The sequence below is a fragment of the Buttiauxella agrestis ATCC 33320 genome, assembly GCF_000735355.1.
GTDB lineage: Bacteria > Pseudomonadota > Gammaproteobacteria > Enterobacterales > Enterobacteriaceae > Buttiauxella > Buttiauxella agrestis.
On record NZ_JMPI01000006.1, the window covers coordinates 26,455 to 47,832 of the forward strand.

The 21,378-nt window shown below is 52.4% G+C and carries 20 protein-coding genes; 14 read left to right on the forward strand and 6 right to left on the reverse strand.

Features of this window, described 5'->3' with window-relative positions:
- Positions 1–174 precede the first annotated feature (174 nt).
- Genes GBAG_RS00780 through GBAG_RS00815 form a run of 8 tightly spaced genes read left to right on the forward strand, consistent with a single transcriptional unit; the run spans position 175 to position 9,508 of the window.
- Positions 175–1,770 carry an FGGY-family carbohydrate kinase gene (locus GBAG_RS00780; RefSeq protein WP_034492442.1) on the forward strand — a complete coding sequence of 532 codons (1,596 nt, stop codon included), beginning with the start codon at positions 175–177 and terminating at the stop codon, positions 1,768–1,770.
- Between the two features lie 21 nt (positions 1,771–1,791).
- Positions 1,792–3,438 carry a signal transduction protein gene (locus GBAG_RS00785; RefSeq protein ID WP_034492444.1) on the forward strand — a complete coding sequence of 549 codons (1,647 nt, stop codon included), beginning with the start codon at positions 1,792–1,794 and terminating at the stop codon, positions 3,436–3,438.
- Positions 3,439–3,450: 12 nt separating this feature from the next.
- Positions 3,451–4,377 carry a dihydrodipicolinate synthase family protein gene (locus GBAG_RS00790; RefSeq protein WP_034492447.1) on the forward strand — a complete coding sequence of 309 codons (927 nt, stop codon included), beginning with the start codon at positions 3,451–3,453 and terminating at the stop codon, positions 4,375–4,377.
- 11 nt (positions 4,378–4,388) lie between these two features.
- A complete protein-coding gene (locus tag GBAG_RS00795) occupies positions 4,389–5,438 on the forward strand; it encodes a sialidase family protein (RefSeq protein WP_034492450.1) in 1,050 nt (349 codons plus the stop codon).
- 16 nt (positions 5,439–5,454) lie between these two features.
- Positions 5,455–6,426, forward strand: coding sequence for a tripartite tricarboxylate transporter substrate binding protein (locus tag GBAG_RS00800; RefSeq protein ID WP_034492453.1), 972 nt, complete (start codon positions 5,455–5,457; stop codon positions 6,424–6,426).
- A 58-nt stretch (positions 6,427–6,484) separates the two neighbouring features.
- A complete protein-coding gene (locus GBAG_RS00805; RefSeq protein WP_034492456.1) occupies positions 6,485–6,952 on the forward strand; it encodes a tripartite tricarboxylate transporter TctB family protein in 468 nt (155 codons plus the stop codon).
- 9 nt (positions 6,953–6,961) lie between these two features.
- On the forward strand, positions 6,962–8,470 hold the full coding sequence (locus tag GBAG_RS00810) for a tripartite tricarboxylate transporter permease (protein WP_034492458.1): 1,509 nt from the start codon (positions 6,962–6,964) through the stop codon (positions 8,468–8,470).
- 12 nt (positions 8,471–8,482) lie between these two features.
- Positions 8,483–9,508, forward strand: a complete 1,026-nt coding sequence (locus GBAG_RS00815) for a LacI family DNA-binding transcriptional regulator (protein ID WP_051873605.1) — start codon at positions 8,483–8,485, stop codon at positions 9,506–9,508.
- A gap of 61 nt (positions 9,509–9,569) precedes the next feature.
- On the opposite strand, the gene GBAG_RS00820 is transcribed toward GBAG_RS00815, so the two are convergent.
- Positions 9,570–9,851 (reverse strand): YjcB family protein, encoded by a 282-nt coding sequence (locus GBAG_RS00820; protein WP_034492460.1) that lies wholly within the window; start codon positions 9,849–9,851, stop codon positions 9,570–9,572.
- 236 nt (positions 9,852–10,087) lie between these two features.
- Positions 10,088–10,411, reverse strand: coding sequence for a superoxide response transcriptional regulator SoxS (gene soxS, locus GBAG_RS00825; protein ID WP_034492462.1), 324 nt, complete (start codon positions 10,409–10,411; stop codon positions 10,088–10,090).
- A gap of 86 nt (positions 10,412–10,497) precedes the next feature.
- Here soxS and soxR point away from each other — a divergent pair, with 86 nt between their 5' ends.
- The 4 genes from soxR to GBAG_RS00845 all read left to right on the forward strand — a co-directional run bounded on the left by soxR (position 10,498) and on the right by GBAG_RS00845 (position 15,776).
- On the forward strand, positions 10,498–10,956 hold the full coding sequence (gene soxR / locus GBAG_RS00830) for a redox-sensitive transcriptional activator SoxR (RefSeq protein ID WP_034492464.1): 459 nt from the start codon (positions 10,498–10,500) through the stop codon (positions 10,954–10,956).
- A 284-nt stretch (positions 10,957–11,240) separates the two neighbouring features.
- Positions 11,241–11,903, forward strand: coding sequence for a glutathione S-transferase family protein (locus GBAG_RS00835; RefSeq protein WP_034492467.1), 663 nt, complete (start codon positions 11,241–11,243; stop codon positions 11,901–11,903).
- Positions 11,904–12,406: 503 nt separating this feature from the next.
- Positions 12,407–13,756, forward strand: coding sequence for an NCS2 family permease (locus tag GBAG_RS00840; RefSeq protein ID WP_034492470.1), 1,350 nt, complete (start codon positions 12,407–12,409; stop codon positions 13,754–13,756).
- A 373-nt stretch (positions 13,757–14,129) separates the two neighbouring features.
- Positions 14,130–15,776 (forward strand): Na+/H+ antiporter, encoded by a 1,647-nt coding sequence (locus GBAG_RS00845; protein ID WP_034492472.1) that lies wholly within the window; start codon positions 14,130–14,132, stop codon positions 15,774–15,776.
- 50 nt (positions 15,777–15,826) lie between these two features.
- Here GBAG_RS00845 and GBAG_RS00850 read toward each other — a convergent pair whose 3' ends face one another.
- Positions 15,827–16,714, reverse strand: coding sequence for a LysR family transcriptional regulator (locus tag GBAG_RS00850; RefSeq protein WP_034492474.1), 888 nt, complete (start codon positions 16,712–16,714; stop codon positions 15,827–15,829).
- Between the two features lie 103 nt (positions 16,715–16,817).
- Here GBAG_RS00850 and GBAG_RS00855 point away from each other — a divergent pair, with 103 nt between their 5' ends.
- Positions 16,818–17,243 carry a CidA/LrgA family protein gene (locus GBAG_RS00855; RefSeq protein ID WP_034492476.1) on the forward strand — a complete coding sequence of 142 codons (426 nt, stop codon included), beginning with the start codon at positions 16,818–16,820 and terminating at the stop codon, positions 17,241–17,243.
- Complete coding sequence (locus GBAG_RS00860) at positions 17,236–17,925, forward strand: LrgB family protein (protein WP_034492641.1); 690 nt, start codon at positions 17,236–17,238, stop codon at positions 17,923–17,925. The genes GBAG_RS00855 and GBAG_RS00860 overlap by 8 nt, the downstream gene beginning before the upstream one ends.
- Here GBAG_RS00860 and GBAG_RS00865 read toward each other — a convergent pair whose 3' ends face one another.
- The 3 genes from GBAG_RS00865 to GBAG_RS00875 all read right to left on the reverse strand — a co-directional run bounded on the left by GBAG_RS00865 (position 17,926) and on the right by GBAG_RS00875 (position 21,322).
- Entirely contained in the window at positions 17,926–19,218 is a 1,293-nt protein-coding gene (locus GBAG_RS00865) for a Gfo/Idh/MocA family protein (RefSeq protein WP_034492479.1), read from the reverse strand.
- Between the two features lie 134 nt (positions 19,219–19,352).
- A complete protein-coding gene (actP, locus tag GBAG_RS00870) occupies positions 19,353–21,011 on the reverse strand; it encodes a cation/acetate symporter ActP (RefSeq protein WP_034492480.1) in 1,659 nt (552 codons plus the stop codon).
- Positions 21,008–21,322, reverse strand: a complete 315-nt coding sequence (locus GBAG_RS00875) for a DUF485 domain-containing protein (protein ID WP_034492482.1) — start codon at positions 21,320–21,322, stop codon at positions 21,008–21,010. Before GBAG_RS00875 ends, actP begins: the two co-directional genes overlap by 4 nt.
- Positions 21,323–21,378 lie beyond the last annotated feature (56 nt).

Consider the following 21,378-nt stretch of genomic DNA (forward strand, 5'->3'; position numbering starts at 1 on the left):
TCTAAAAATCGTACGTCATTAAACAATTCAAAAACAACATCTTAACCTTTAATCTTCATTTGAAACTCCTTCCAGCTTGTCGAGCTGATCACAAATTAAACAGTGAGCAGTTGTGTTTAACTATTCACTTAACCAATATGCTTTCTCGACGCAGTAGCCGATGAGAGCACAAAAATGACGAAATTATTTGTTGGCGTTGATGTGGGTTCCGCAAGTGTCAGAGCCGGAATTTACACGATGGAAGGCACCCGCCTGGCATTTTCTGTTCGTCCCATCCAGCAGTTTCACTACCAGACTAACCGAGTCGAACAATCCTCCAGTGATATCTGGCAGCAGGTGTGCACCACGGTGCGCGAGGCAATAAGCCTTGCCGGTGTGCAACCACAGCAAGTGGTCTCGATTGGATTTGACGCGACATGTTCACTGGTGGCGGTGGGCGAACGCGGGCAGCCGGTGGCGGTAGGCGAGGAAGGTGATGCTGACCACGACATCGTGATGTGGATGGATCACCGTGCAGGCGAAGAAACTCAACGTATCAACGCCACGAATGATTCCGCGCTGCAATACGTCGGTGGACAGGTCAGCATTGAGATGGAATTGCCTAAAATCCTGTGGCTGAAAAACCATTTTCCTGAGCGTTATGCCTCCATCTGGCGGTTCTTCGACTTAGCCGATTACCTGGTATGGCGTGCCACGGGTGTGGATGCGGCAGGCGTTTGTACGCTGACATGCAAATGGAACTATCTGGCGCATGAAGAACGGTTTAGCCAGAGTTTGCTGGAGTCCGTCGAATTAGCGGATTTGGTGAATAAAATCCCACCGAGCATTATTCAAGTGGGGCAGCCAGTGGGCACTCTACGCACTGATGTGGCCGCGCAGTTAGGCTTAACGCCTGATGTCGTTGTCGCCAGCGGTTTGATTGACGCCCACGCGGGCGGCCTGGCATTAGTCGCGGCGGCTCCTGAAGCTAATCTTGCGATTATCAGCGGCACCTCGAATTGCCACATGATTGTCAGCAAAGAGGCGAAATCGGTGCCTGGCGTTTGGGGACCTTATTTTGCCGCGATGTACCCAGGCTGGTGGCTCAACGAAGGCGGTCAAAGTGCTGCCGGGGCGCTGGTGGACTGGGCATTGATGCAAAGCGACGCCTGGCCTGCATTAAAAAATGAAGCCGACGCGCTGGGCTGTAGCGTTTACCAAATCCTGAACCAATGGGTCGCGCAACTCGAATCCTGCGAAAAATACCCTACCAGCCAACTCCATATTTTGGCGGACCACCACGGCAACCGCTCACCACGATCCGACGCTAACGCCCGTGGCATGATCGCCGGGCTGACGCTCGAAAAAGGCCAGCCTCAGCTTGCGCGCCTATACCTCGCCACGCTGCAAGCCATTGCTTACGGCACGCGCCACATCATCGACACCATGGAACACAACGGCCAGCGCATTGACTCGATAACCCTGTGCGGCGGCGCGACTAAAAATCCGCTCTGGCTGCGCGAATACGCCAACGTCACCGGGCGCGCCATCCATCTGGTTGAAGAAGAAGATGCCGTTACGCTTGGGGCGGCACTTAATGGCGCTGTTGCCTGCAAGGCATTCAGCAGTTTTTCAACGGCGGCTGGTGCCATGGTCAGGCGCGATAAAACCATTGAGCCCGACGCTGTACACCGTGCATTCCACGACGCGAAATATCAGGTTTACCTGCAAATGTACCAGGACCAGCAGCGCTATCAGGCTGTGATGCAGCAAACCCTCGTGGCCCCTTAATTACATAAAAGGAAAAAGAAAGTGCTTACACAAACTCTGCCTTCTGTGTCGCAAAAAATCACTGCGGGTAACAATGAAATCCTGATGGTGACCAATGCAGATTTACGCGAATCAGCGAACCTCGCCTGCTGGCCGGTACAACAAAAATACGAAGCGAAATTGCACGATGCCCTGAGTTCGCTGGGTTACAGCATGAAGCGCGCTCATCCGATAGATGAAGAACGTGGCCACGGGTTTATCAGCAGCCAGCGCCAGGGCAGCTCGCTGTTCGCTCAAATTGACGAAAACGCGCCGGTGATAGTGCTGCTGACCGCCTGGCAATATTCTCATCACGTTGCACCTTCGTTGGTTCATCACAAAGGGCCGGTTTTGCTACTGGCAAACTTTGACGGCACGTGGCCCGGTCTGGTGGGCATGCTCTGTCTGGCGGGATCGCTGACCAGCCTCGGGAAATCGTACTCGCGTTTGTGGTCAGAAAATTTTGATGACGACCTGTTCGTCAATGGCCTGCAAACCTGGTTGCGCTATGGTTCTTTGCAGCACTCTACCGGCTACCTGCAAGAGATAGCACCGACCCACCCGGTGATGGCGACGCAAGCCGGGGCAATGGGGCGAAATGCCGGTGAATTTATCCTGAAAAACAAAGAGATCCTCGGCCTGTTCGACACCTTCTGTATGGGGATGATTAACGGCGTATTCCCGCAGCAGGCGATGGTGAATATCGGCATGCCAATCGAATCCCTTTCGCAATCGGCGCTGCTGGTGGAAATGGCAAAAGTGCCTGATGACCTGCGTGAAACGTGCCTGGCCTGGTATCAGGAACGCGGCATGAAATTCCAGTTTGGTGAAAACAGCCGCGAAGAACTGACCCGCGAACAAGTTAAAGAGCAGTGCGCCATGATGATTGCGATGGCGCGATTTGTGCAGCGTTTTGGTCTCTCTGCGGTGGGCGTACAATACCAGCAAGGCCTGAAAGATAGCTGCGCGGCTTCTGATTTTGCCGAAGGTGCGATTGGCTCAACCGAGCGTTTCCCTATCCCGGACGAGCAGGGAAATATCATCAACGAAGGCCAGCCGATCCCGTGTATCAACGAAGTGGATATGGGTACCGCCATCCCGCAAACCATGCTGTGGCGCTTGCTGACCTCCTTCTCCTTACCTGCCGAAACTACGCTGCACGACATCCGCTGGGGCAGCGTTTATCAGGATACATTTTACTGGGATCTGGAAATTTCTGGCGCCGTACCGTTCGAACACCTGAAAGGGGGAATTGCCGGGGCGACAGGTTATCGCCAGCCAGCGATGTACTTCCCTTATGGCGGCTCCACCATTAGCGGCCAGGGCAAAGCCGGGCGCTTTATCTGGGCGCGTGCGCACTACGAAGGGACTGACGTCATCATGCATATTGGCACCGGGCATGCGGTGGAATTACCGGCCGACGAGTTCGAACGCCGTCGCCGTGCGACCTGCTACGAATGGCCTTTGCTTAACGCCGTGTTGGATGGTGTTGGGCGCGACGACCTGATGGCAGGCCATCAAAGTAACCACCTGACGGTGGCGTATGTTCCAGAAAATGAACTGCAAACGGTTTTGCAGGCCTTCGTTGCTCAGTCGCTGACCCAGGGTATTCGGGTTCACGTTGCCGGTGACGCAATTCGGTTGTTGTAAGAGGACGAGTGGATGAACGAGCAAAAATACCGTGGTATCTGGCCGGTGATGTTAACGCCATTTACCGAACAAAAAGAGATCGACTGGACATCGCTGGAACGCTTAATCGAGTGGTATCTGTCGGCTGGCGTGCATGGCTTATTCGCCGATTGCCAGTCGAGTGAAATGTTCTTTTTAAGCGACGAAGAATCTCTCGAACTGGTGAAATTCGTCGTGAAGTGCGTGAAAGGCCGCGTGCCGGTGGTGGCTTCCGGCCATACCGCCAACGCCTTCAATCACCAGCGTGAGCAGTTGATTAAGATGTCTGATACCGGCGTGGACGCGGTGATTCTCATCAGTAACCGCCTGGCATTGGCCGGAGAAAACGACGCACTGGCGCTGGAAAATCTGCAGCGCCTGACTTTAGATGTGCCAAAGCATGTCGATCTCGGTATTTACGAATGTCCGTTCCCTTATAAGCGTTTGTTGAGTGAAGAAACCGTGGCGTGGTGTGCGCAAAGCGGTCGCTACACCTTTATCAAAGACACTTGTTGCAGCTTGCCGATGATCAAGCGCCGCCTGGCATTAACCAAAGGTAGCCGCCTGCATCTGGCAAACGCGAATAGTCAGACGCTGCTTTCATCGCTGCAAGAAGGTTGCCAGGCCTACAGCGGCGTGATGGCGAACTTCCATCCTGAGCTGTATGTCTGGCTGTACGAAAACTTCCAGACACAGCCAGAAAAGGCCCAACGCCTGGCGGATTACCTCTCTACGGCGGCGCTGGCAGAAAACCTGGATTACCCGGTTTGTGCGAAATCTTTCCAGCAGCAAATTGGTAATTTCTCAACTCATACCTGCCGGGTTCGCAGCAGCCAGGGCTATCGTGAAACCTTCTTCCCACAGGCTATCGACAGCATGGTGCAGTTGGGGCGCGATATTCAGAAAACGCTGGCGATATAAGGAGATAACCGATGCCGTTTACTCAGCAAAGCCGCCAGTTTTTACTGTCCGAAACGCAAACGGATTTTGCCCAATGCCATGCCTCTACGCTGGTGGCGTTGCCGGAGCATAATTCCGTGCTGGTGGCTTTTTTTGCCGGAACAAAAGAAGGCAGTGGCGACACCGCCATCTGGCTGTCGCGCTCTGAAAACGGTGAATGGCACCCCGCGCAGCGCATCATGGCGGAGCCGGGTCTGGCGCATTGGAATCCGGTGCTTCACTACCAGCAAGGCGCGGTCTGGCTTTTCTATAAAGTGGGGCCGGACGTCCACACCTGGACGACGCGCGTGGCGGTTTCGCACGATGGTGGCCTGAGCTGGAGCGCGCCGCACTCACTCATAAACGGCGATACACAGCCACGCGGACCGGTGAAAAATAAAATTCTGGTGATGAGTAACGGCGAGTGGTTAGCGCCAGGTTCAACGGAAAATGACCAGCACTGGGATGCGTTTGTCGATGTTTCTGCGGACTGCGGGCAGTCCTGGTACAAAGTCGATATGCCTTTTGAGCACCAGTCACCGGGGCAAGGCGCGGACGAAAACACCTGGCAGGGGCTTAAAGATAATGCGCTGTGGGAGTGCAATTTAAAGCAAGTGTTTGCCTGGGATGGTGTGATTCAGCCCACGTTGTGGGAATCCCAAACGGGGAATATTCATGCGTTACTACGCAGCACGCGTGGAAAGATCTATCGTACTGATTCTGTTGATTATGGTCGTAGCTGGTGCGCGGCCTATGCCACAGCGCTTCCTAATAATAACAGTGGAATTGATGTGGTGAGACTCAGCTGTGGAACGCTGGTTCTGGCATGTAATCCCATCGAAGGAAACTGGGGTCGCCGTTATCCGATTGCTTTACTGGAATCGCAGGATAATGGCGCAACGTGGTCGCAACCCTGGGCTTTAGAACACAGCAAAGGTGAGTTTTCCTATCCAGCCATTATTGCCGAGGGGGAGGTTTTACATCTGACCTGGACTTTTAACCGTACAAACATCGTTTATCAGACAATTACACACAACAAATAAAAACAGTGGAGACCCTATGAAAAAGAACCTGTTATGTGCCTTATTGATGTTGCTACCGTTTGGTGCCGTTCATGCCGAACAAACTCTGACCTACCCGAAAAAGAACATTGATGTCGTTATCCCTAAAAACCCAGGTGGCGGCACGGATACTTCCGCGCGTACCGTCATTGAATTTGCACGTGACAGAATGCCGTCCGGCACCATGATGGTTCCTGTCAACAAGCCTGCGGGCAACGGAATTACGGGCCTGCTGGAAGTCGCAAAAGCGCGTCCGGACGGTTATAAACTGGTGATGACGACCGTTGAGCTGGCGATGTTCCCGCACCAGGGGAAATCACCGGTAACGTATAAAGATTTCACCCCCATCGTCACTACCATCGCTGACCCCGTTGCGGTAGTGGTAAATGCCAAATCGCCATACAACACGCTGCAAGAATTTATTGATGCCGCGAAAGCGAACCCAGGGAAAATTAAAGTGGGTAACTCCGGCATGGGCGCCATTTACGATCTCGCGACCATCAACATTGAGAAAATTACTGGCACGAAATTCAACCGTATTCCTTATAACGAAGGCACCGGTCCTTCCATCGCCGCATTAGTGGGCGAGCACATTGATGCGGTGTTAACCACACCGGGTTCAGTTAAATCTCAGGTCGATGCCGGTATTTTAAAAGTGCTCGGTGTGATGGATGAAAAACGCTTCCCGTTATTCCCGGATGTCCCGACATTTAAAGAAGCGCTGAATCTGGATGTGAACGTAAAAATGCGCGCCTGGGCGGTTCTGGCGACCACCGCAAAAGTGGACGACAACATCAAGAAACAACTGGTTGATACGTTTACCGAAGTGGTGAAAACCCCGGCATACCAGGAAGCACTGAAGAAACAAGGCATTATGCCGGTCGTGATTACCGGTGATGATGCCTACGAAATGATGAAAGACGACCATGAGCTGTACGGCAAACTGATCGCCGAAACCAAGAAAAAATAATCGATAAAAATATCACCCATCTCCTGTCGGTAAATGCCGGCAGGAGGGAGATTCGACAATGCGAACGCAGAATTTTTTTGTTGGGATGTTCTCTCTGGTATTGGGGATAGCGATTATCTTCCTCTCGCGCAATATGCCGATGTTTGATGAAAACGGCATATTAGGTGAGCGTTTCTGGCCCTATACCCTGGCCTGGTTATTTATTGGCTTAGGCGTTATCCAGTGGATAAGTATTTATTTGCAGCGTGGCACTACAGATGGCGAAAAAGCCGATCTTAGCTCTTATCCGGTGCGTAAAGCCTATGGTGTCACGGTTCTGATGGTGATATACGCGGTGGCCCTTTGTTATGCCGGATTTATTGCTTCATCGGTAATTTTGATTCCCGCAATTATGTGGGTAATGGGTGAGCGGCGTCCGCTATTTTTAGCCATTACTACCGCGCTGATTGTGCTGTGTATATATGTCTCATTTGAAGTTGTCTTTAATTCACCGCTGCCGGAATCCATATTTTCCGAGTCATTCTAAGAGGCTAAGATGAACGAAATTCTTGATGCCCTGATGATTGTCTTTAGCTTAGAAACGACCGGCATGATTTTGCTTGGCGTTCTGGCGGGGATCATCATTGGTGCGCTACCGGGTTTAACGGTGAATATGGGTATCGCCCTGCTGCTGCCGCTGACGTATTCCTTCCAGGGAATGACCGGCATCCTGATGCTGCTGGGGGTTTATTGCGGTGCGGTATATGGCGGTTCAATTACGGCGATATTAATCAGCACGCCAGGCACGCCTGCTTCTGCGGCAACGGTGCTTGATGGCTATCCGATGGCAAAACGTGGCGAAGCGGGACGCGCGCTGGGTTTATCCACGCTGGCATCAATGTTCGGTGGCGTCTTCAGTACCATTGCACTGGTTTTAATTGCGCCGCTGCTGGCAAAAGTGGCGACTGGATTTTCATCCGCAGAATATTTTGCTCTCGCCATTTTCGGTATTAGCATTATTACCAGCGTGTCGTCGCAGTCGGTTATTAAAGGTTTAATTGGTGGTGTACTGGGCTTATTTATTGCCACCATTGGTCTGGACCCGATGACCAGCGGCATGCGTTTTACCTTTGATTCAATTTACCTGATGGGCGGCATTTCCTTTATTCCCGTGCTGGTTGGCCTGTTTGCTTTCTCTCAGGGTTTATTAAGCCTTGAAGAGGATCACCGCGAAAAGCTGGCGGGAATTGTTCGACAGACCAAAAGTAAAATTGACCGCATTCTGCCCACCTGGTCTGATATTAAACGCGTGATGCCAACCTATATTCGCTCGTCGGTGATCGGTACGGGTATCGGCGCAATTCCTGGGACTGGCGGCGATATCGCCTCGTTTATTGCTTACAACGAAGCCAAGCGCTGGTCAAAACACCCGGAAGAATTTGGGCACGGCTCACCGGAAGGCGTTTCAGCGCCAGAAGCGGGTGCAAACTCTGTGGCCGGTGGCGCAATGGTTCCACTCATGACACTCGGTATTCCAGGCGATGGCGCGACGGCAATTATCATGGGCGCGTTTATGGTGCAGGGGCTGGCGCTCGGCCCGCAGTTATTCACGGATCATCCAGTTGAAGTCAATTCCATTTTCATCGGTTTGTTTGCGGCGAATATCTTTATGGGCATCATGGGCTTTATGGGGATGCGCTTATTTGCCAAAGTGATGAGCGTGCCGCGCCGCGTACTGGTGCCGATTATCTTTGTGCTGTGCTCGGTTGGGGCATATTCCGTTAACCATGATATGACCGATGTGTTTGTCATGATGGGCGCAGGGCTTGCGGCGTATATCCTGATTAAGCTGGATTTTTCGATGTCGCCAATTGTTATCGGTATTATTCTTGGGCCGATGGCCGAGTCGAATTTCCGCCGCACGCTGGTTATCTCCGAAGGCGACCCGATGATATTCCTCACGCGCCCGGTCTGCGCAGTGTTTTTAGGTATCGCAATACTGACGCTGTTGTTACCGATTTTTGGCCCGCGTTTAAAAGCCTTATGGCGTAAACAACCCAGCTAAGGAAGAGTCAGATTGGCAAAGACAATTGAGCAAATCGCCACGGATCTTGGCGTTTCAATCACCACGGTGCGAGCCGTGTTGAATGGCAATGCGCAGAAATATCGCATTAGCGAAAAGACCCAGGAAAGAATCAATAGTTACGTTAAAAAACATAGCTATACCATCAATCTTGCTGCGCGGAGTTTAAAGCTTAATAAGACGGACACCTTTGGCCTGGTGATCCCGCGCCTGTCTAACCCCTTCTTTTCTGCATTGGCCGAATTACTGGAAGCACGCTGTCGTGAGCAGGGTTATCAGTTAATGATTAGCTGCACCAACAACGATACGGCGTATGAAAATTTGTTAGTGAAATCGCTGGAGAATCGCAACGTTGATGGGATTTTTGTCGTCTCGACCAACGCAACAAGCCAGGCGCATTACCTGAAAAACTGCCAGAAACCGCTGGTGTTTCTTGACAGGGATTTTGGCGTTGAAGGGGCGTGTTGCGTGGTGACGGATAACGTGGATAGCGGGTTTCGGCTGACGGACGCGATGCTGGACCATACTCACGCGCCGATTCAGTTCTTCGTGGGCGACCCGAATTCACCGTCAATCGTTGACCGACTGACCGGTTTTCGTGCCGCGATGAAACAGCATGGCGTCAAAATTATGCCCGAGCACATCAGCAGCGCCGGGCATAACCAGCTAAGCGACGGTGAAAAAATGATGGTGGATTATATTGATACCCATCACCACTGGCCGCAGCATTTTATTGCGTCGTCGTTGCCAATTTTACAAGGTGCACTGGGGGTATTGCGCGAGCGATACGGCTATATTCCGCACGAGATAAACATTGGCACCTTCGATGACAATATTATGCTCAGTTTCCTTGCGAATAATATTTGGGCGATGCGCCAAAACGAGAAGCATCTTGCGCAAGAAGCCTGCCAGTTGATGCTGGAAAAACTCGCCCGGCATGATGAACCGCCAGGTAGCAGAGCTAAAGCGGAATTGGTATTCAGGCAAAGCACGGTGAATGCGCGCGACGCAAAACGCTGATCGACAAAAACAAAAAAGGCCTCGTATATAACAGAGGCCTTTCACATTTCTGGCTGACCAATCAGGTCAGCACCATCGGCCATTCAGGTGGCGCGTGACTTGAGATCTCAATCATAATGTCTTTGAACGACGCCCAGATGACCGGGAAATCGGCCCACTCCAGCCCCAATAAGCCGGTCGCAAACCACAACGCAGAGGCAATCCCCAGCATGCTGCTGACGATAGCAAAAAACGTGTAGTCGGATTTGCGAAACTGGATATTCAACGTGCTGGCTAAAAACATCAGAACCGCACTGACTAAAGGCCAGCGCATTAATAAAACGCTGGTAGTAATTGCCGCCATGAAAATTGTTCCTTAATCACATAACTCATTACGCTAAACGGTTATGCGCGACATAAGGCGCAGCAATGACAACTCAGGACCGTCAGGGGAATAAGTGGGTACAAAAAATGTAAGAAGAATCCTGTCTCACAGGATTTGTGAACTATATCACATTTGTTCTTTTAATCGCCAGTTCTGTGGCGCATTTTCTGACCCATTTCTCGAATGTTCAGGCAACAATACTGCGGCAAATACCGTCAGGCGTGGTGACGATAATCAGTCGGTGTGCGGTCAAACTCACGGCGGAAAACGCGGGAAAATGTTTGCTGAGAAACGTAACCGTAGTCCATCGCGATATCAAAAATGGGGCGCTGGGTATTTCGCAGCTCTTTCGCTGCCATCAGCAGACGGCGCTGGCGAATGTATTCACCTAACGTCTGGCGCTTAACGGTACGGAACATTCGTTGAAGGTACCATTTTGAATAGCCTGATTTTTTTGCCACAACGTCAATGTTCAGCGGTTGATCAATGTGATCGTCAATCCATTCAGTCAAAGTTTGAATAATGTCCTGGTGTGCCATAAGTCATCCTCAAGCCTGTGTGTTCGTTAGCAGGTTTTGTTGGCAGCGAGTATAATTCCTCAAGTTAACTTGAGGTAAAGAGGATTATGGAAAAGAAAACACCGCGCTTTAAACCGTTACTCAGTCCTGGAGAAGTGGCAAAGCGCAGCGGCGTGGCTGTTTCCGCTTTGCACTTCTATGAAAGCAAGGGTCTGATCAAAAGCAGACGAAATAGCGGAAACCAGCGGCGTTATACGCGTGATGTGCTGCGAAACGTCGCCATTATTAAAATTGCCCAGCGAATCGGCATTCCGTTGGCGACCATTGGTGAAGAGTTTGGCGTGCTGCCGGACGGCCATAAAATCAATAAAAACGACTGGAAAAAGATGTCGTCGCAATGGCGTGAAGAACTTGATCGGCGCATCAACATGCTGACTGCGTTGCGTGACGAACTTGATGGCTGCATCGGCTGCGGTTGTTTATCGGGTGCCGACTGCCCGCTGCGAAATCCTGGCGATAAACTGGGTGAAGAGGGGACTGGCGCACGTCTTTTAGAAGATGATTAAGGTGAATCGCAGGCAAAACTAAAGCGCCCAACTTCGGCGCTTTAGTTTATTACCCGGTCTTTGTCTTTCGATCTATCCCGCTTTTCGCAAGGAGGGTTTCCCCCGACATCAGCGTCCCTCAATCACACATTCTCAGGAGGTTCCGGATTGCACTGACAATTTAAGTGTAGCCAGGCATCGTCAGGTTTCAAGGTGAATTTGCATGTTTTTTGAACAATTCTAATGCGCCACATTGCGCAACGTTTCCTATAGTTAACTCATCTTGCTAAACAGAAGGTTAACTCATGCTTACCGTTCATCATCTCAATAACTCCCGCTCGCAGCGCATATTATGGATGCTAGAAGAGCTTCAGGTGCCGTACCAGATTGTTCGTTATCAGCGCGAACCCACGATGCTCGCACCAGAGTCATTAAAAGCCGTGCACCCGCTAGGGAAATCGCCGGTGGTGGAAGATAACGGCAATATCCTCGTGGAATCCGGGGCAATCATCGAATATCTGCAAGAAACCTATGACCCCGAAAGCCGCCTCAAGCCGATTTCCTGCGAGGACAAACTGCGTTATCGATTCTGGCTGCATTACGCCGAAGGATCGTTGATGCCCTTGCTGATGATGAAACTGGTCTTTGGTAGCCTGGGCAAAGCACCTGTACCGTGGTTGTTACGTCCGGTCGGCAATGTTTTGGGGCAGGGCGTGCAAAAGGCATATCTGAACAAACAGATTTTGACGCATGCGCGTTACCTCGAAGATTGTCTGCAAAAAACGCCCTGGTTTGCCGGGCAAGCGATAAGTGCGGCGGATATTCAAATGAGTTTCCCGGTTATCGCTTTGCTGTCTCGCGGTGGCATAAACGACCTGCCGAATTTGCAGAATTGGTATAACCAGGTGCAAATGCGCCCCGCCTGGCAGAGGGCCGTTCAGCAGGGTGGGCCTTTCGAAATCCCATAATATCCGTCATTCTTCAATTCGCCTTTTTGTTGGCTGCGCTCACTCGCCCAAATCACTGACTTATGTCAGCTCATTGGGACTCTTTCTCTTGCCGCCGCAATGCGAATCGAATGATTTAGGATATTAGTTTTGGATATTGAAAAATCCTATGAGCCAGGAAAATGTATTACCCGTATCTTGCATCATTGTTGCTAAATTGCGCATCGACGATAACGTTTGCGCATGAGGTGGCGATATTTTGACCGGCTAACGCATTTTTCGGCAAAAAGCGGCAAAGTTCGGTTGAAAATCCATGTAAGAAGGCCGGATAATCGTTTGCCTTAATTTTGACGCACAGTTTGTATGCGCGGAGTTAAACGTTTGCTTTTTTTGTGACGCCCTTTTTTGTCGCAAACGCAGCACAGGGATTTATTCGTCGTTTTTTAGAATATGAACGTTTAATTAGAAGCGGATTCCGCCACGCATACCGACTTAATCATAAAAATCTCAGGGGATTTTTCACTATGTCTAATCATTCTCCGCGTGCAACCAGCGGCATCGACGCCTGGTTCAAAATATCTGCACGTGGCAGCACCGTTCGCCAGGAAGTTGTTGCGGGTTTAACGACCTTCCTCGCGATGGTGTACTCCGTGATCGTGGTACCGGGCATGCTCGGTAAAGCAGGTTTCCCTCCTGCGGCGGTCTTTGTGGCAACTTGTCTGGTCGCCGGTGTTGGCTCTCTGCTGATGGGCTTGTGGGCGAATCTGCCGCTGGCCATTGGTTGCGCTATTTCACTGACGGCGTTCACCGCATTCAGCCTGGTGCTCGGCCAACACATCAGCGTTCCGGTTGCGTTAGGCGCCGTGTTCCTGATGGGTGTGCTGTTCACCATTATCTCCGCAACCGGTATTCGTAGCTGGATTTTGCGTAACTTACCGATGGGTGTTGCGCATGGCACCGGTATCGGTATCGGCCTGTTCCTGCTGCTGATTGCAGCAAACGGTGTCGGTTTGGTTATCAAAAACCCACTGGACGGCTTGCCTGTTGCGCTTGGCCATTTCGCCAGCTTCCCGGTCATTATGTCTTTGATTGGCCTGGCGGTAATCATCGGTCTGGAAAAACTGAAAGTCCCTGGCGGCATTCTGCTGACCATCATCGGGATTTCTATTTTCGGCCTGATTTTCGATCCGACAGTGCATTTCTCCGGCATCTTCGCTATGCCTTCGCTGAAAGACGAAGCGGGTAATTCGCTGATTGGTAGCCTGGATATCATGGGCGCGCTGAACCCAGTGGTGTTGCCAAGCGTTCTGGCGTTGGTCATGACAGCGGTATTCGATGCAACCGGCACCATTCGCGCCGTTGCGGGCCAGGCAAATCTGCTGGATAAAGACGGCCAAATCATTGATGGCGGCAAAGCGCTGACCACCGACTCCCTCAGCTCCGTATTCTCGGGCCTGGTGGGTGCGGCTCCGGCGGCGGTTTACATCGAATCTGCGGCAGGTACGGCGGCGGGCGGTAAAACTGGCCTGACGGCAATCACCGTTGGCGTATTGTTCCTGCTGATCCTGTTCCTTTCTCCGCTCTCTTATCTGGTTCCTGCTTATGCCACCGCTCCGGCGCTGATGTATGTGGGCTTACTGATGTTGAGCAACGTAGCAAAAATCGACTTCGCTGATTTCGTTGATGCTATGGCGGGCCTGATCACTGCGGTGTTCATTGTGCTGACCTGTAACATCGTTACCGGCATCATGATTGGTTTCGCCTCCCTGGTGATTGGCCGCATCGTATCGGGTGAGTGGCGTAAGCTGAACATCGGAACGGTGGTGATTGCGATCGCGCTTGTAGCCTTCTACGCAGGCGGCTGGGCCATTTAAGCTATCGTTATGTCGGATGACGCTATCGTTTATCCGACCTACGTAATGCAGCCCTTGTAGGGTGGATAAGCGTAAGCGTCATCCACCAGTAATTCGGGTGGGGGAGTTCAAACTTTCCCGCCCTGCAAATCCTCCCAAAAACACCTCAAATCTTTTCCTGTTTCCTTCCGGTGAACCCCTAAATAATTCGAGTTGCAGAAAGGCGACAAGACCGCAAGTCCCCAGGAGCATAGATAACTATGTGACTGGGGCGCGCGGATGCAGTCAACGCACCTGCAACTTGAAGTATGACGGGGGTAAAAAGTTGTTTTACTATTGGGTATAACAACATCCTGCAAAAAGGGTTTCACAAAACACCGCGACTAAGGAAAGCATGGAAATCTTCTTTACTATTCTCATCATGACCCTTGTGGTTTCGCTCTCTGGTGTGGCTACACGCATGCTGCCATTCCAGATCCCGCTCCCGTTAATGCAAATTGCGATTGGTGCACTGCTCGCCTGGCCGCACTTTGGATTACACGTCGATTTCAACCCGGAACTGTTCCTGGTGCTGTTTATTCCGCCGCTGCTATTTGCCGATGGCTGGAAAACGCCGACGCACGAATTCCTCAACCATGGGCGGGAAATTATCGGCCTTGCGCTGGTTCTGGTGCTGGTCACGGTGGTCGGTATTGGCTTCCTGATTTACTTCCTGGTGCCGGGCATTCCGCTCATTCCTGCGTTTGCGCTGGCGGCGGTGCTCTCGCCGACCGATGCCGTGGCACTTTCCGGCATTGTCGGAGAAGGGCGCATACCGAAGAAAATCATGGGCATTTTGCAGGGCGAAGCGTTAATGAACGACGCATCCGGCCTGGTATCGCTGAAAATGGCGGTCGCGGTGGCCGTCGGCACGATGGTGTTTACCGTCGGTGGCGCAACCGTTGAATTCTTCAAAGTGGCGATTGGCGGCCTGTTGGCGGGGATTGCCGTGAGCTGGCTGTATGGTAAATCACTGCGCCTGATGAGCCGCTGGAGCGGCGACGAACCGGCCACGCAAATCCTGCTGTTGCTGTTGTTGCCATTTGCTTCTTATCTGATTGCCGAACATATCGGCGTTTCCGGTATCCTGGCCGCCGTTGCGGCAGGTATGACGATTACCCGTTCCGGCGTGTTACGCAGCGCACCACTGGCGATGCGCCTGCGTGCGAACAGCGTCTGGGCGATGCTCGAATTCGTGTTCAACGGCATGGTTTTCCTGATGCTGGGCCTGCAATTTCCGGGGATCCTGAAAACCTCTGTCGCGGCTGCGAATGCCGATCCGAACGTTGAATTATGGATGCTGTTTGTTGATGTCGGGCTAATCTATTTCGCGCTGATCGGCGTGCGTTTCTTATGGCTGTGGACCATGAAACGCATCAGCCTGCGCTTTATGAAAAAGCGCCCGCTGGAGTTCGGCAGCTACTCAACTCGCGAGCTTTGCATTGCGTCATTTGCCGGTGTGCGAGGGGCGATTACGCTTGCGGGTGTGCTCTCGATTCCGCTGCTGTTGGGCGACGGTACGCCATTCCCGGCGCGTTACGAGCTTATCTTCCTCGCGGCGGGGGTGATTCTGTTCTCGTTATTTGTGGGCGTTATCATGCTGCCGATTTTATTACGTAACGTGGAAGTTCCCGATAAATCAATGGCACGCCAGGAAGAACGTATCGCCAGGGCCGCCACGGCAGAAGTCGCGATTACCGCCATTGAGAAAATGGAAGAGCGTCTGCAAGCCGATGTGAATGAAAACATCGACGATCAGCTGCTAAAAGAGGTGAGTTCGCGGGTTATCGGGAACTTGCGCCGCCGGGCTGACGGGCGTAACGATGTGGAAAGCAGCGAGCTGGAAGAAAATCTTGAGCGACGCTTCCGCCTGGCGGCATTACGTTCCGAACGCGCCGAGCTGTACCATTTACGCGCCACGCAGAAAATCAGCAACGAAACGCTGATGAAACTGCTGCACGATCTCGATTTGCTCGAAGCGTTGCTGGTCGAGCAGCAGTAAGCGGCGATTCCTCTCCCTCTCCTGGGGGAGAGGGTCGGGGTGAGGGCAAACTAATCCACTACCGGCCAAAACTCCTTACAGCACGCAATCCACGCCTGTGCACTCTGGGAAATATAAACTCCTTCACGCCAAATCATTGCCAGTTGCCAGGTTAAATCGCTATTTAACGGCAGCCACATCAGCGTGTTTTTATCCAGCTTCTGGCAAATAGTTTCCGGCAAGATGGCGATCCCCACGCCTGCCTGCACCATCGCAGCGAGGAAATCCCATTGCCCGCTGCGCACCGCAATGCGCGGTGTAAAACCGTGTTCGTGGAACAACTGAATGAGCTGGCGGCTCAGGGCGAAATCTTCGTTATAGATAAGCAGGGGATGTGCGGCGAGTTCTATCGGGTCGATACTTTCGCGCTTCATCCACGGGCCGGAACGCGGAACCAGAACGCACAAGGGATTGTGCAGCAGAGGGAGCGAGGAGAACGTGTGTTCGTCATCAACGGGAAGTGCGGTCATGGCTAAATCCAGCTCGCCATTGAGCACGGCTTGTTGCACCGTCAAACCGCCAAATTCGGAAATCTTCAGCTCGACGCCGGGGTAGCGCTGGCGATACAGGCTAATCGGCCCGGCCATCAACATTCCCACCATGGGCGGAATACCGAGGCGCAGCACGCCTTTGTTCAGATGGTTAATATCGCCAAGTTCGGCTTCTAACTGACGAAACTCCGCCAGGATCGCCAAACCGCGCTGATAAACCACTTCGCCAGTATCCGTCATCAAGAGCTTGCGGCCATCACGAATCAGTAACGTACAACCCAGTTCATCTTCGAGATTGCGCAGCATCTTGCTGATGGTCGGCTGAGTCACGAACATCTTCTGGGCAGCGCGAGTAAAACTTTGCTGGCGAACCACTTCAACAAAATAACGCAGCGTCCGGATGTCCATAACTATTCCTGTTGACTATACCTTTGATAATTTTAATTCATTTCTATCATTGAAGTGAGCTAACTATAATCGCTACCTCACATTTCTTTGGAGTGCCACTCTCATGGCCGTGGCGTTACGTGGTTTTACGCCTGTTCTTTTTCGCCGCATTCAGGTGCCGGTGCAAGTCGCGTTATATGCAGGGTTGTTTATTTTCGCCCAACAGCTGGTTGACTGGTGGCATTTGCCGCTGCCTGCAAACCTGGTCGGAATGCTGCTGTTACTGGCGCTGATTGTTTGCCGCGTGGTGCCGTTGAAATGGGTGCGAGCCGGTTCCCGCTGGTTACTGGCAGAGATGCTGCTGTTCTTCGTGCCAGCCGTGGTTGCGGTGGTAAATTACGCCGAATTACTGATGGTCGATGGCTGGCGTATCTTCCTGGTTATCGCCATTAGTACCTTGCTGGTACTGAGCACCACCGCCCTGGTAGTGGATAAAGTCTACCGTTACGAACTGGCGCGTATTGCCCGCAGGCAGGCGAGTGGTGAGTAATTTCCAGTTAAGTATTCTCTGCCTGGTTGTCACGCTTGGCCTGTATTTTGCCAATAAAAAACTCTATCGCCGCTTTCGCAAATTGCCGTTAATGCCTTTGGTGTTAACGCCGATTTTGCTTGTGGCGATACTGATTTTTGGTCATATCTCTTATCAAAATTATATGGGTGAAGCGCACTGGCTGCTGTGGTTACTTGGCCCGGCGACCATCGCCTTTGCGGTACCGGTGTATGACAACCTGAATGTAATTAAGCGCCACTGGATGTCACTCTCCGCAGGGGTTATCACGGCGACGGTGGTGGCAGTCACCAGCTCGGTTTGGCTGGCACGTTTGTTTACCTTATCAGATGAAATTCAGCGCAGCCTGGCGGTGCGTTCTATTACCACGCCATTTGCGCTCGCCGCGGCCAAACCGCTCGGTGGGCAGCCGGAGCTGGTGGCGTTATTTGTCGTCGTGACGGGGGTATTTGGCATGGCAGTGGGCGATGTGCTGTTCTTGCGCCTCGCTATCCGTGAAGGAATGGCAAAAGGCGCGGGTTTTGGTGCCGCTTCGCACGGCGCAGGCACCGCACGTTCCTACGAGCTAGGCCCGCAGGAAGGTGTGGTCGCCAGTCTGGTGATGATGTTTTCCGGCGTCGTCATGGTGTTGATTGCGCCATTGGTGGGTTGGCTCATGTTTTGATTACTTTTTTAACCGCGACACCAGTTCAAACTCCTTAAACTGCACCGGACGCTGCTGCTGCATCGAAATATTCCCGGCGATTCCGGTCAGAATCGACATCGCTCCGGCGCGGTGATCGGCGGCTCGCTTCAGCGGGTCGTTGCCCGGCTCGCCAAATAAATCAGCCAGCATCGCGTTATCGCCTCCGCCATGGCCGCCTGCACCAATATTGAAATCGGCTTTATACGGCGCGGCAAACATCGGGAACACGGTGATATCGCAGCTTTCGAGGCTACCTTCGTTTTCGCGATCGCCACCGGCATTCACATACGACATCTCCACCAGTTTCATTTCAAGCCGCCCACGACTGCCGTTGAACACCACATTCAGCCCTTCCCACGGCAAATACGCATTTAGCGAGTAAGTCATCTGCACCTGGTTTTGGTATTTCACCAGCACCGATAGCGTGTCTTCGATAGTGATGCCGTCGCTAAAAACGCTCTGATCGCGGTAATAGTTATCTTCGTGTTCCGCATCCAGATACAGCGCTTTGAGCTGTTCGTTCTCTTCCATGTGCAACGCGAACGGGTCATCTTTTGCGGCATCGAAACCGTGCGCGCGTGGGTAAAACTGCGAGACGCATCGCATCTGCGCATTCTCTTTGCCATAAAAACGCAGCCCACCTTCCGCATAAACGCGTTCCGGATAACTGTCTAACCAGAAGTTCATCAGGTCGAAATGGTGAGTGGATTTATGTACCAGCAGGCCGCCGCTGTTGCGTTTCTCGCGGTGCCAGCGACGGAAGTAATCCGCGCCGTGCTCGGTATTGAGCAGCCATTCGAAATGCACTGAAAACACCTCGCCAATGGTGTCGTTCATTAGCAATTCACGGATTTTGCTGTGATGGGGTGCGTAACGGTAATTAAAGGCGACACGCACCTGACGACCGGTTTCTTCAATGGCATCGAGAATGCGCAGCGCACGCTTTTCATCAATGGTCATCGGTTTTTCGGTAATCACGTCGCAACCGGCATGCAGCGCCCGCACAATGTACTCGTCGTGCGTGCGGTCCATGGTGGTGACGATGACAATATCCGGGCGTGTTTCATGAATCATGGTGTCGAAATCTGCCGCTTTCCAGGTTGATGCCGGAGCGGCACCCGCCTGACTCAAAAGCGTATTGGCATAATTCATTCGCGTCTGGTTGGTGTCGCAAAATGCGACCAGTTGCGCGTTATCTTTCCATTTACCGCTAATGGCTTCGATATATAACCCGGCACGTCCGCCGGTTCCTACCAGGGCATACTTTTTCATCCAGTCCTCGCCAGTTATTAAATAAAACATCGTTTCATTTATGAGCTACTGTAGCCCTCTGGAGCGGGATTGAAATGCTGGAAAGGCGAAAATGTGATCCCCGGCTCGAACGAACCGGGGAGAGTTAATGCTAATTAATGCGCACGACCTTGTTCAATGCCGATCCCGGTCTGGGAACGGATGAACTGTGCACGGAATTTCTCACGTTCGAGATTGCCTTCCGGGCTGTTATCAGTCGCTGAGAATACCCAAATACCGACGAACGCCACCAGAATCGAGAACAGTGCCGGGTATTCGTACGGGAAGATTGCCGTTGCGTGGCCCAGAACCTGCACCCAAACCGTTGGGCCGAGGATCATCAGGATCACCGCTGTCAGCAAGCCAAGCCAGCCGCCAATCATCGCGCCACGCGTGGTCAGTTTCGACCAGTACATCGAGAGCAGAATAATTGGGAAGTTACAGCTCGCCGCAATCGAGAACGCCAGGCCGACCATGAAGGCGATGTTTTGTTTCTCGAACAAAATCCCCAGCAAGATAGCCACCACGCCCAGCACCAGAACGGTGATTTTGGACACTCTCAGCTCGTCACGTTCAGAAGCCCCTTTGCGGAACACGTTGGCGTAAAGGTCGTGCGAAACCGCAGACGCACCCGCCAACGTTAAACCGGCAACCACCGCAAGGATGGTGGCAAAGGCAACTGCCGAGATAAAGCCTAAGAACAAGCTGCCGCCTACCGCATCCGCGAGGTGAACCGCCGCCATGTTGTTGCCGCCAATCAACGCCCCTGCGGCATCTTTAAAGGCGGGGTTTGCACCGACCAACATGATGGCACCAAAGCCGATGATAAAGGTCAGGATGTAGAAATAACCCATGAAACCGGTAGCGTAGAGCACGCTTTTACGCGCTTCGCGAGCATCGCTGACCGTGAAGAAACGCATCAGAATGTGCGGCAAGCCCGCGGTACCAAACATCAAACCTAATCCCAGCGACAGCGCCGATATCGGGTCTTTCACCAGCCCGCCCGGACTCATGATTGCCACCCCTTTCGGGTGCACGGCAATCGCTTCGGCGAACAAATTGTTGAAGCTAAAGCCGACGTGTTTCATCACCATAAAGGCCATGAAACTTGCGCCGAACAGCAGCAATACGGCTTTAATGATTTGTACCCAGGTGGTGGCTAACATGCCGCCGAACAGGACGTACATCACCATCAACACGCCGACCAGCACCACCGCGACGTGGTAGTTCAGGCCAAACAGCAGCTCGATAAGTTTGCCTGCGCCAACCATCTGAGCAATCAGATACAGGGCGACAACCACCAGAGAACCGCAGGCTGAAAGAATACGGATTGGCCCTTGTTTTAAGCGATAAGAAGCGACGTCGGCAAAGGTGTATTTGCCGAGGTTTCGTAAGCGTTCGGCAATCAGGAACAGGATAATCGGCCAGCCGACCAAAAAGCCCAGGGAGTAAATCAGGCCGTCATAGCCGGAGGTAAACACCAGCGCCGAAATACCGAGGAACGATGCGGCAGACATATAGTCGCCCGCAATCGCCAGGCCATTCTGAAAGCCGGTAATATTGCCGCCCGCAGTGTAATAATCGCTACGGGTACGGGTGCGTTTCGAGGCCCAATAAGTGATGCCCAGGGTGAACGCGACGAACACAATAAACATGATAATCGCCTGCCAGTTGGTAGGCTGGCGCTGCACAGCCCCCGTAATGGCATCCGCGGCAAACGCAGAGGCTGGCAGGCTTAACAGCGGTGCGGCAGCAAGGCCGAGAAGACGTTTCATGATACCTTCACCTCGCGCAGCACAGCGTTATTCAGACGGTCAAATTCACCGTTCGCCCGCCAGACATAAACGCCCGTGAGGAAGAATGAAATCAGAATCACGCCGACGCCAATCGGAATGCCGCGTGTGACGGTGGTGCCTTCGTGCAAAGGCGTACCCAACCAGCCGGGAGCAAAGGCAATGAGCAGGATAAAGCTGATATAAATCACCAGCATGATGATGGACAAAATGGTGGCAAACCGTTGCCGTTTAGCGACTAACTCCCTGAAATGCGCACTGTCTTCTATCCGCTGATAAAGTTGATCACTCATCACAGATCTCTCCAGAGGTAAGGGGGTGGTTTTATTTTTTTGGCTCCTTCTCCTGA

Coding starts and splice junctions, on each gene's coding strand:
- GBAG_RS00805 (WP_034492456.1), top strand. CDS start 6,485: ATGCGAACGCAGAATTTTTTTGTTGGGATGTTCTCTCTGGTATTGGGG.
- actP (WP_034492480.1), bottom strand. CDS start 21,011: ATGAAACGTCTTCTCGGCCTTGCTGCCGCACCGCTGTTAAGCCTGCCA.
- GBAG_RS00845 (WP_034492472.1), top strand. CDS start 14,130: ATGGAAATCTTCTTTACTATTCTCATCATGACCCTTGTGGTTTCGCTC.
- GBAG_RS00800 (WP_034492453.1), top strand. CDS start 5,455: ATGAAAAAGAACCTGTTATGTGCCTTATTGATGTTGCTACCGTTTGGT.
- GBAG_RS00790 (WP_034492447.1), top strand. CDS start 3,451: ATGAACGAGCAAAAATACCGTGGTATCTGGCCGGTGATGTTAACGCCA.
- GBAG_RS00780 (WP_034492442.1), top strand. CDS start 175: ATGACGAAATTATTTGTTGGCGTTGATGTGGGTTCCGCAAGTGTCAGA.
- GBAG_RS00875 (WP_034492482.1), bottom strand. CDS start 21,322: ATGAGTGATCAACTTTATCAGCGGATAGAAGACAGTGCGCATTTCAGG.
- soxR (WP_034492464.1), top strand. CDS start 10,498: ATGGAAAAGAAAACACCGCGCTTTAAACCGTTACTCAGTCCTGGAGAA.
- GBAG_RS00820 (WP_034492460.1), bottom strand. CDS start 9,851: ATGGCGGCAATTACTACCAGCGTTTTATTAATGCGCTGGCCTTTAGTC.
- GBAG_RS00865 (WP_034492479.1), bottom strand. CDS start 19,218: ATGAAAAAGTATGCCCTGGTAGGAACCGGCGGACGTGCCGGGTTATAT.
- GBAG_RS00810 (WP_034492458.1), top strand. CDS start 6,962: ATGAACGAAATTCTTGATGCCCTGATGATTGTCTTTAGCTTAGAAACG.
- GBAG_RS00840 (WP_034492470.1), top strand. CDS start 12,407: ATGTCTAATCATTCTCCGCGTGCAACCAGCGGCATCGACGCCTGGTTC.
- GBAG_RS00850 (WP_034492474.1), bottom strand. CDS start 16,714: ATGGACATCCGGACGCTGCGTTATTTTGTTGAAGTGGTTCGCCAGCAA.
- GBAG_RS00795 (WP_034492450.1), top strand. CDS start 4,389: ATGCCGTTTACTCAGCAAAGCCGCCAGTTTTTACTGTCCGAAACGCAA.
- GBAG_RS00855 (WP_034492476.1), top strand. CDS start 16,818: ATGGCCGTGGCGTTACGTGGTTTTACGCCTGTTCTTTTTCGCCGCATT.
- soxS (WP_034492462.1), bottom strand. CDS start 10,411: ATGGCACACCAGGACATTATTCAAACTTTGACTGAATGGATTGACGAT.
- GBAG_RS00835 (WP_034492467.1), top strand. CDS start 11,241: ATGCTTACCGTTCATCATCTCAATAACTCCCGCTCGCAGCGCATATTA.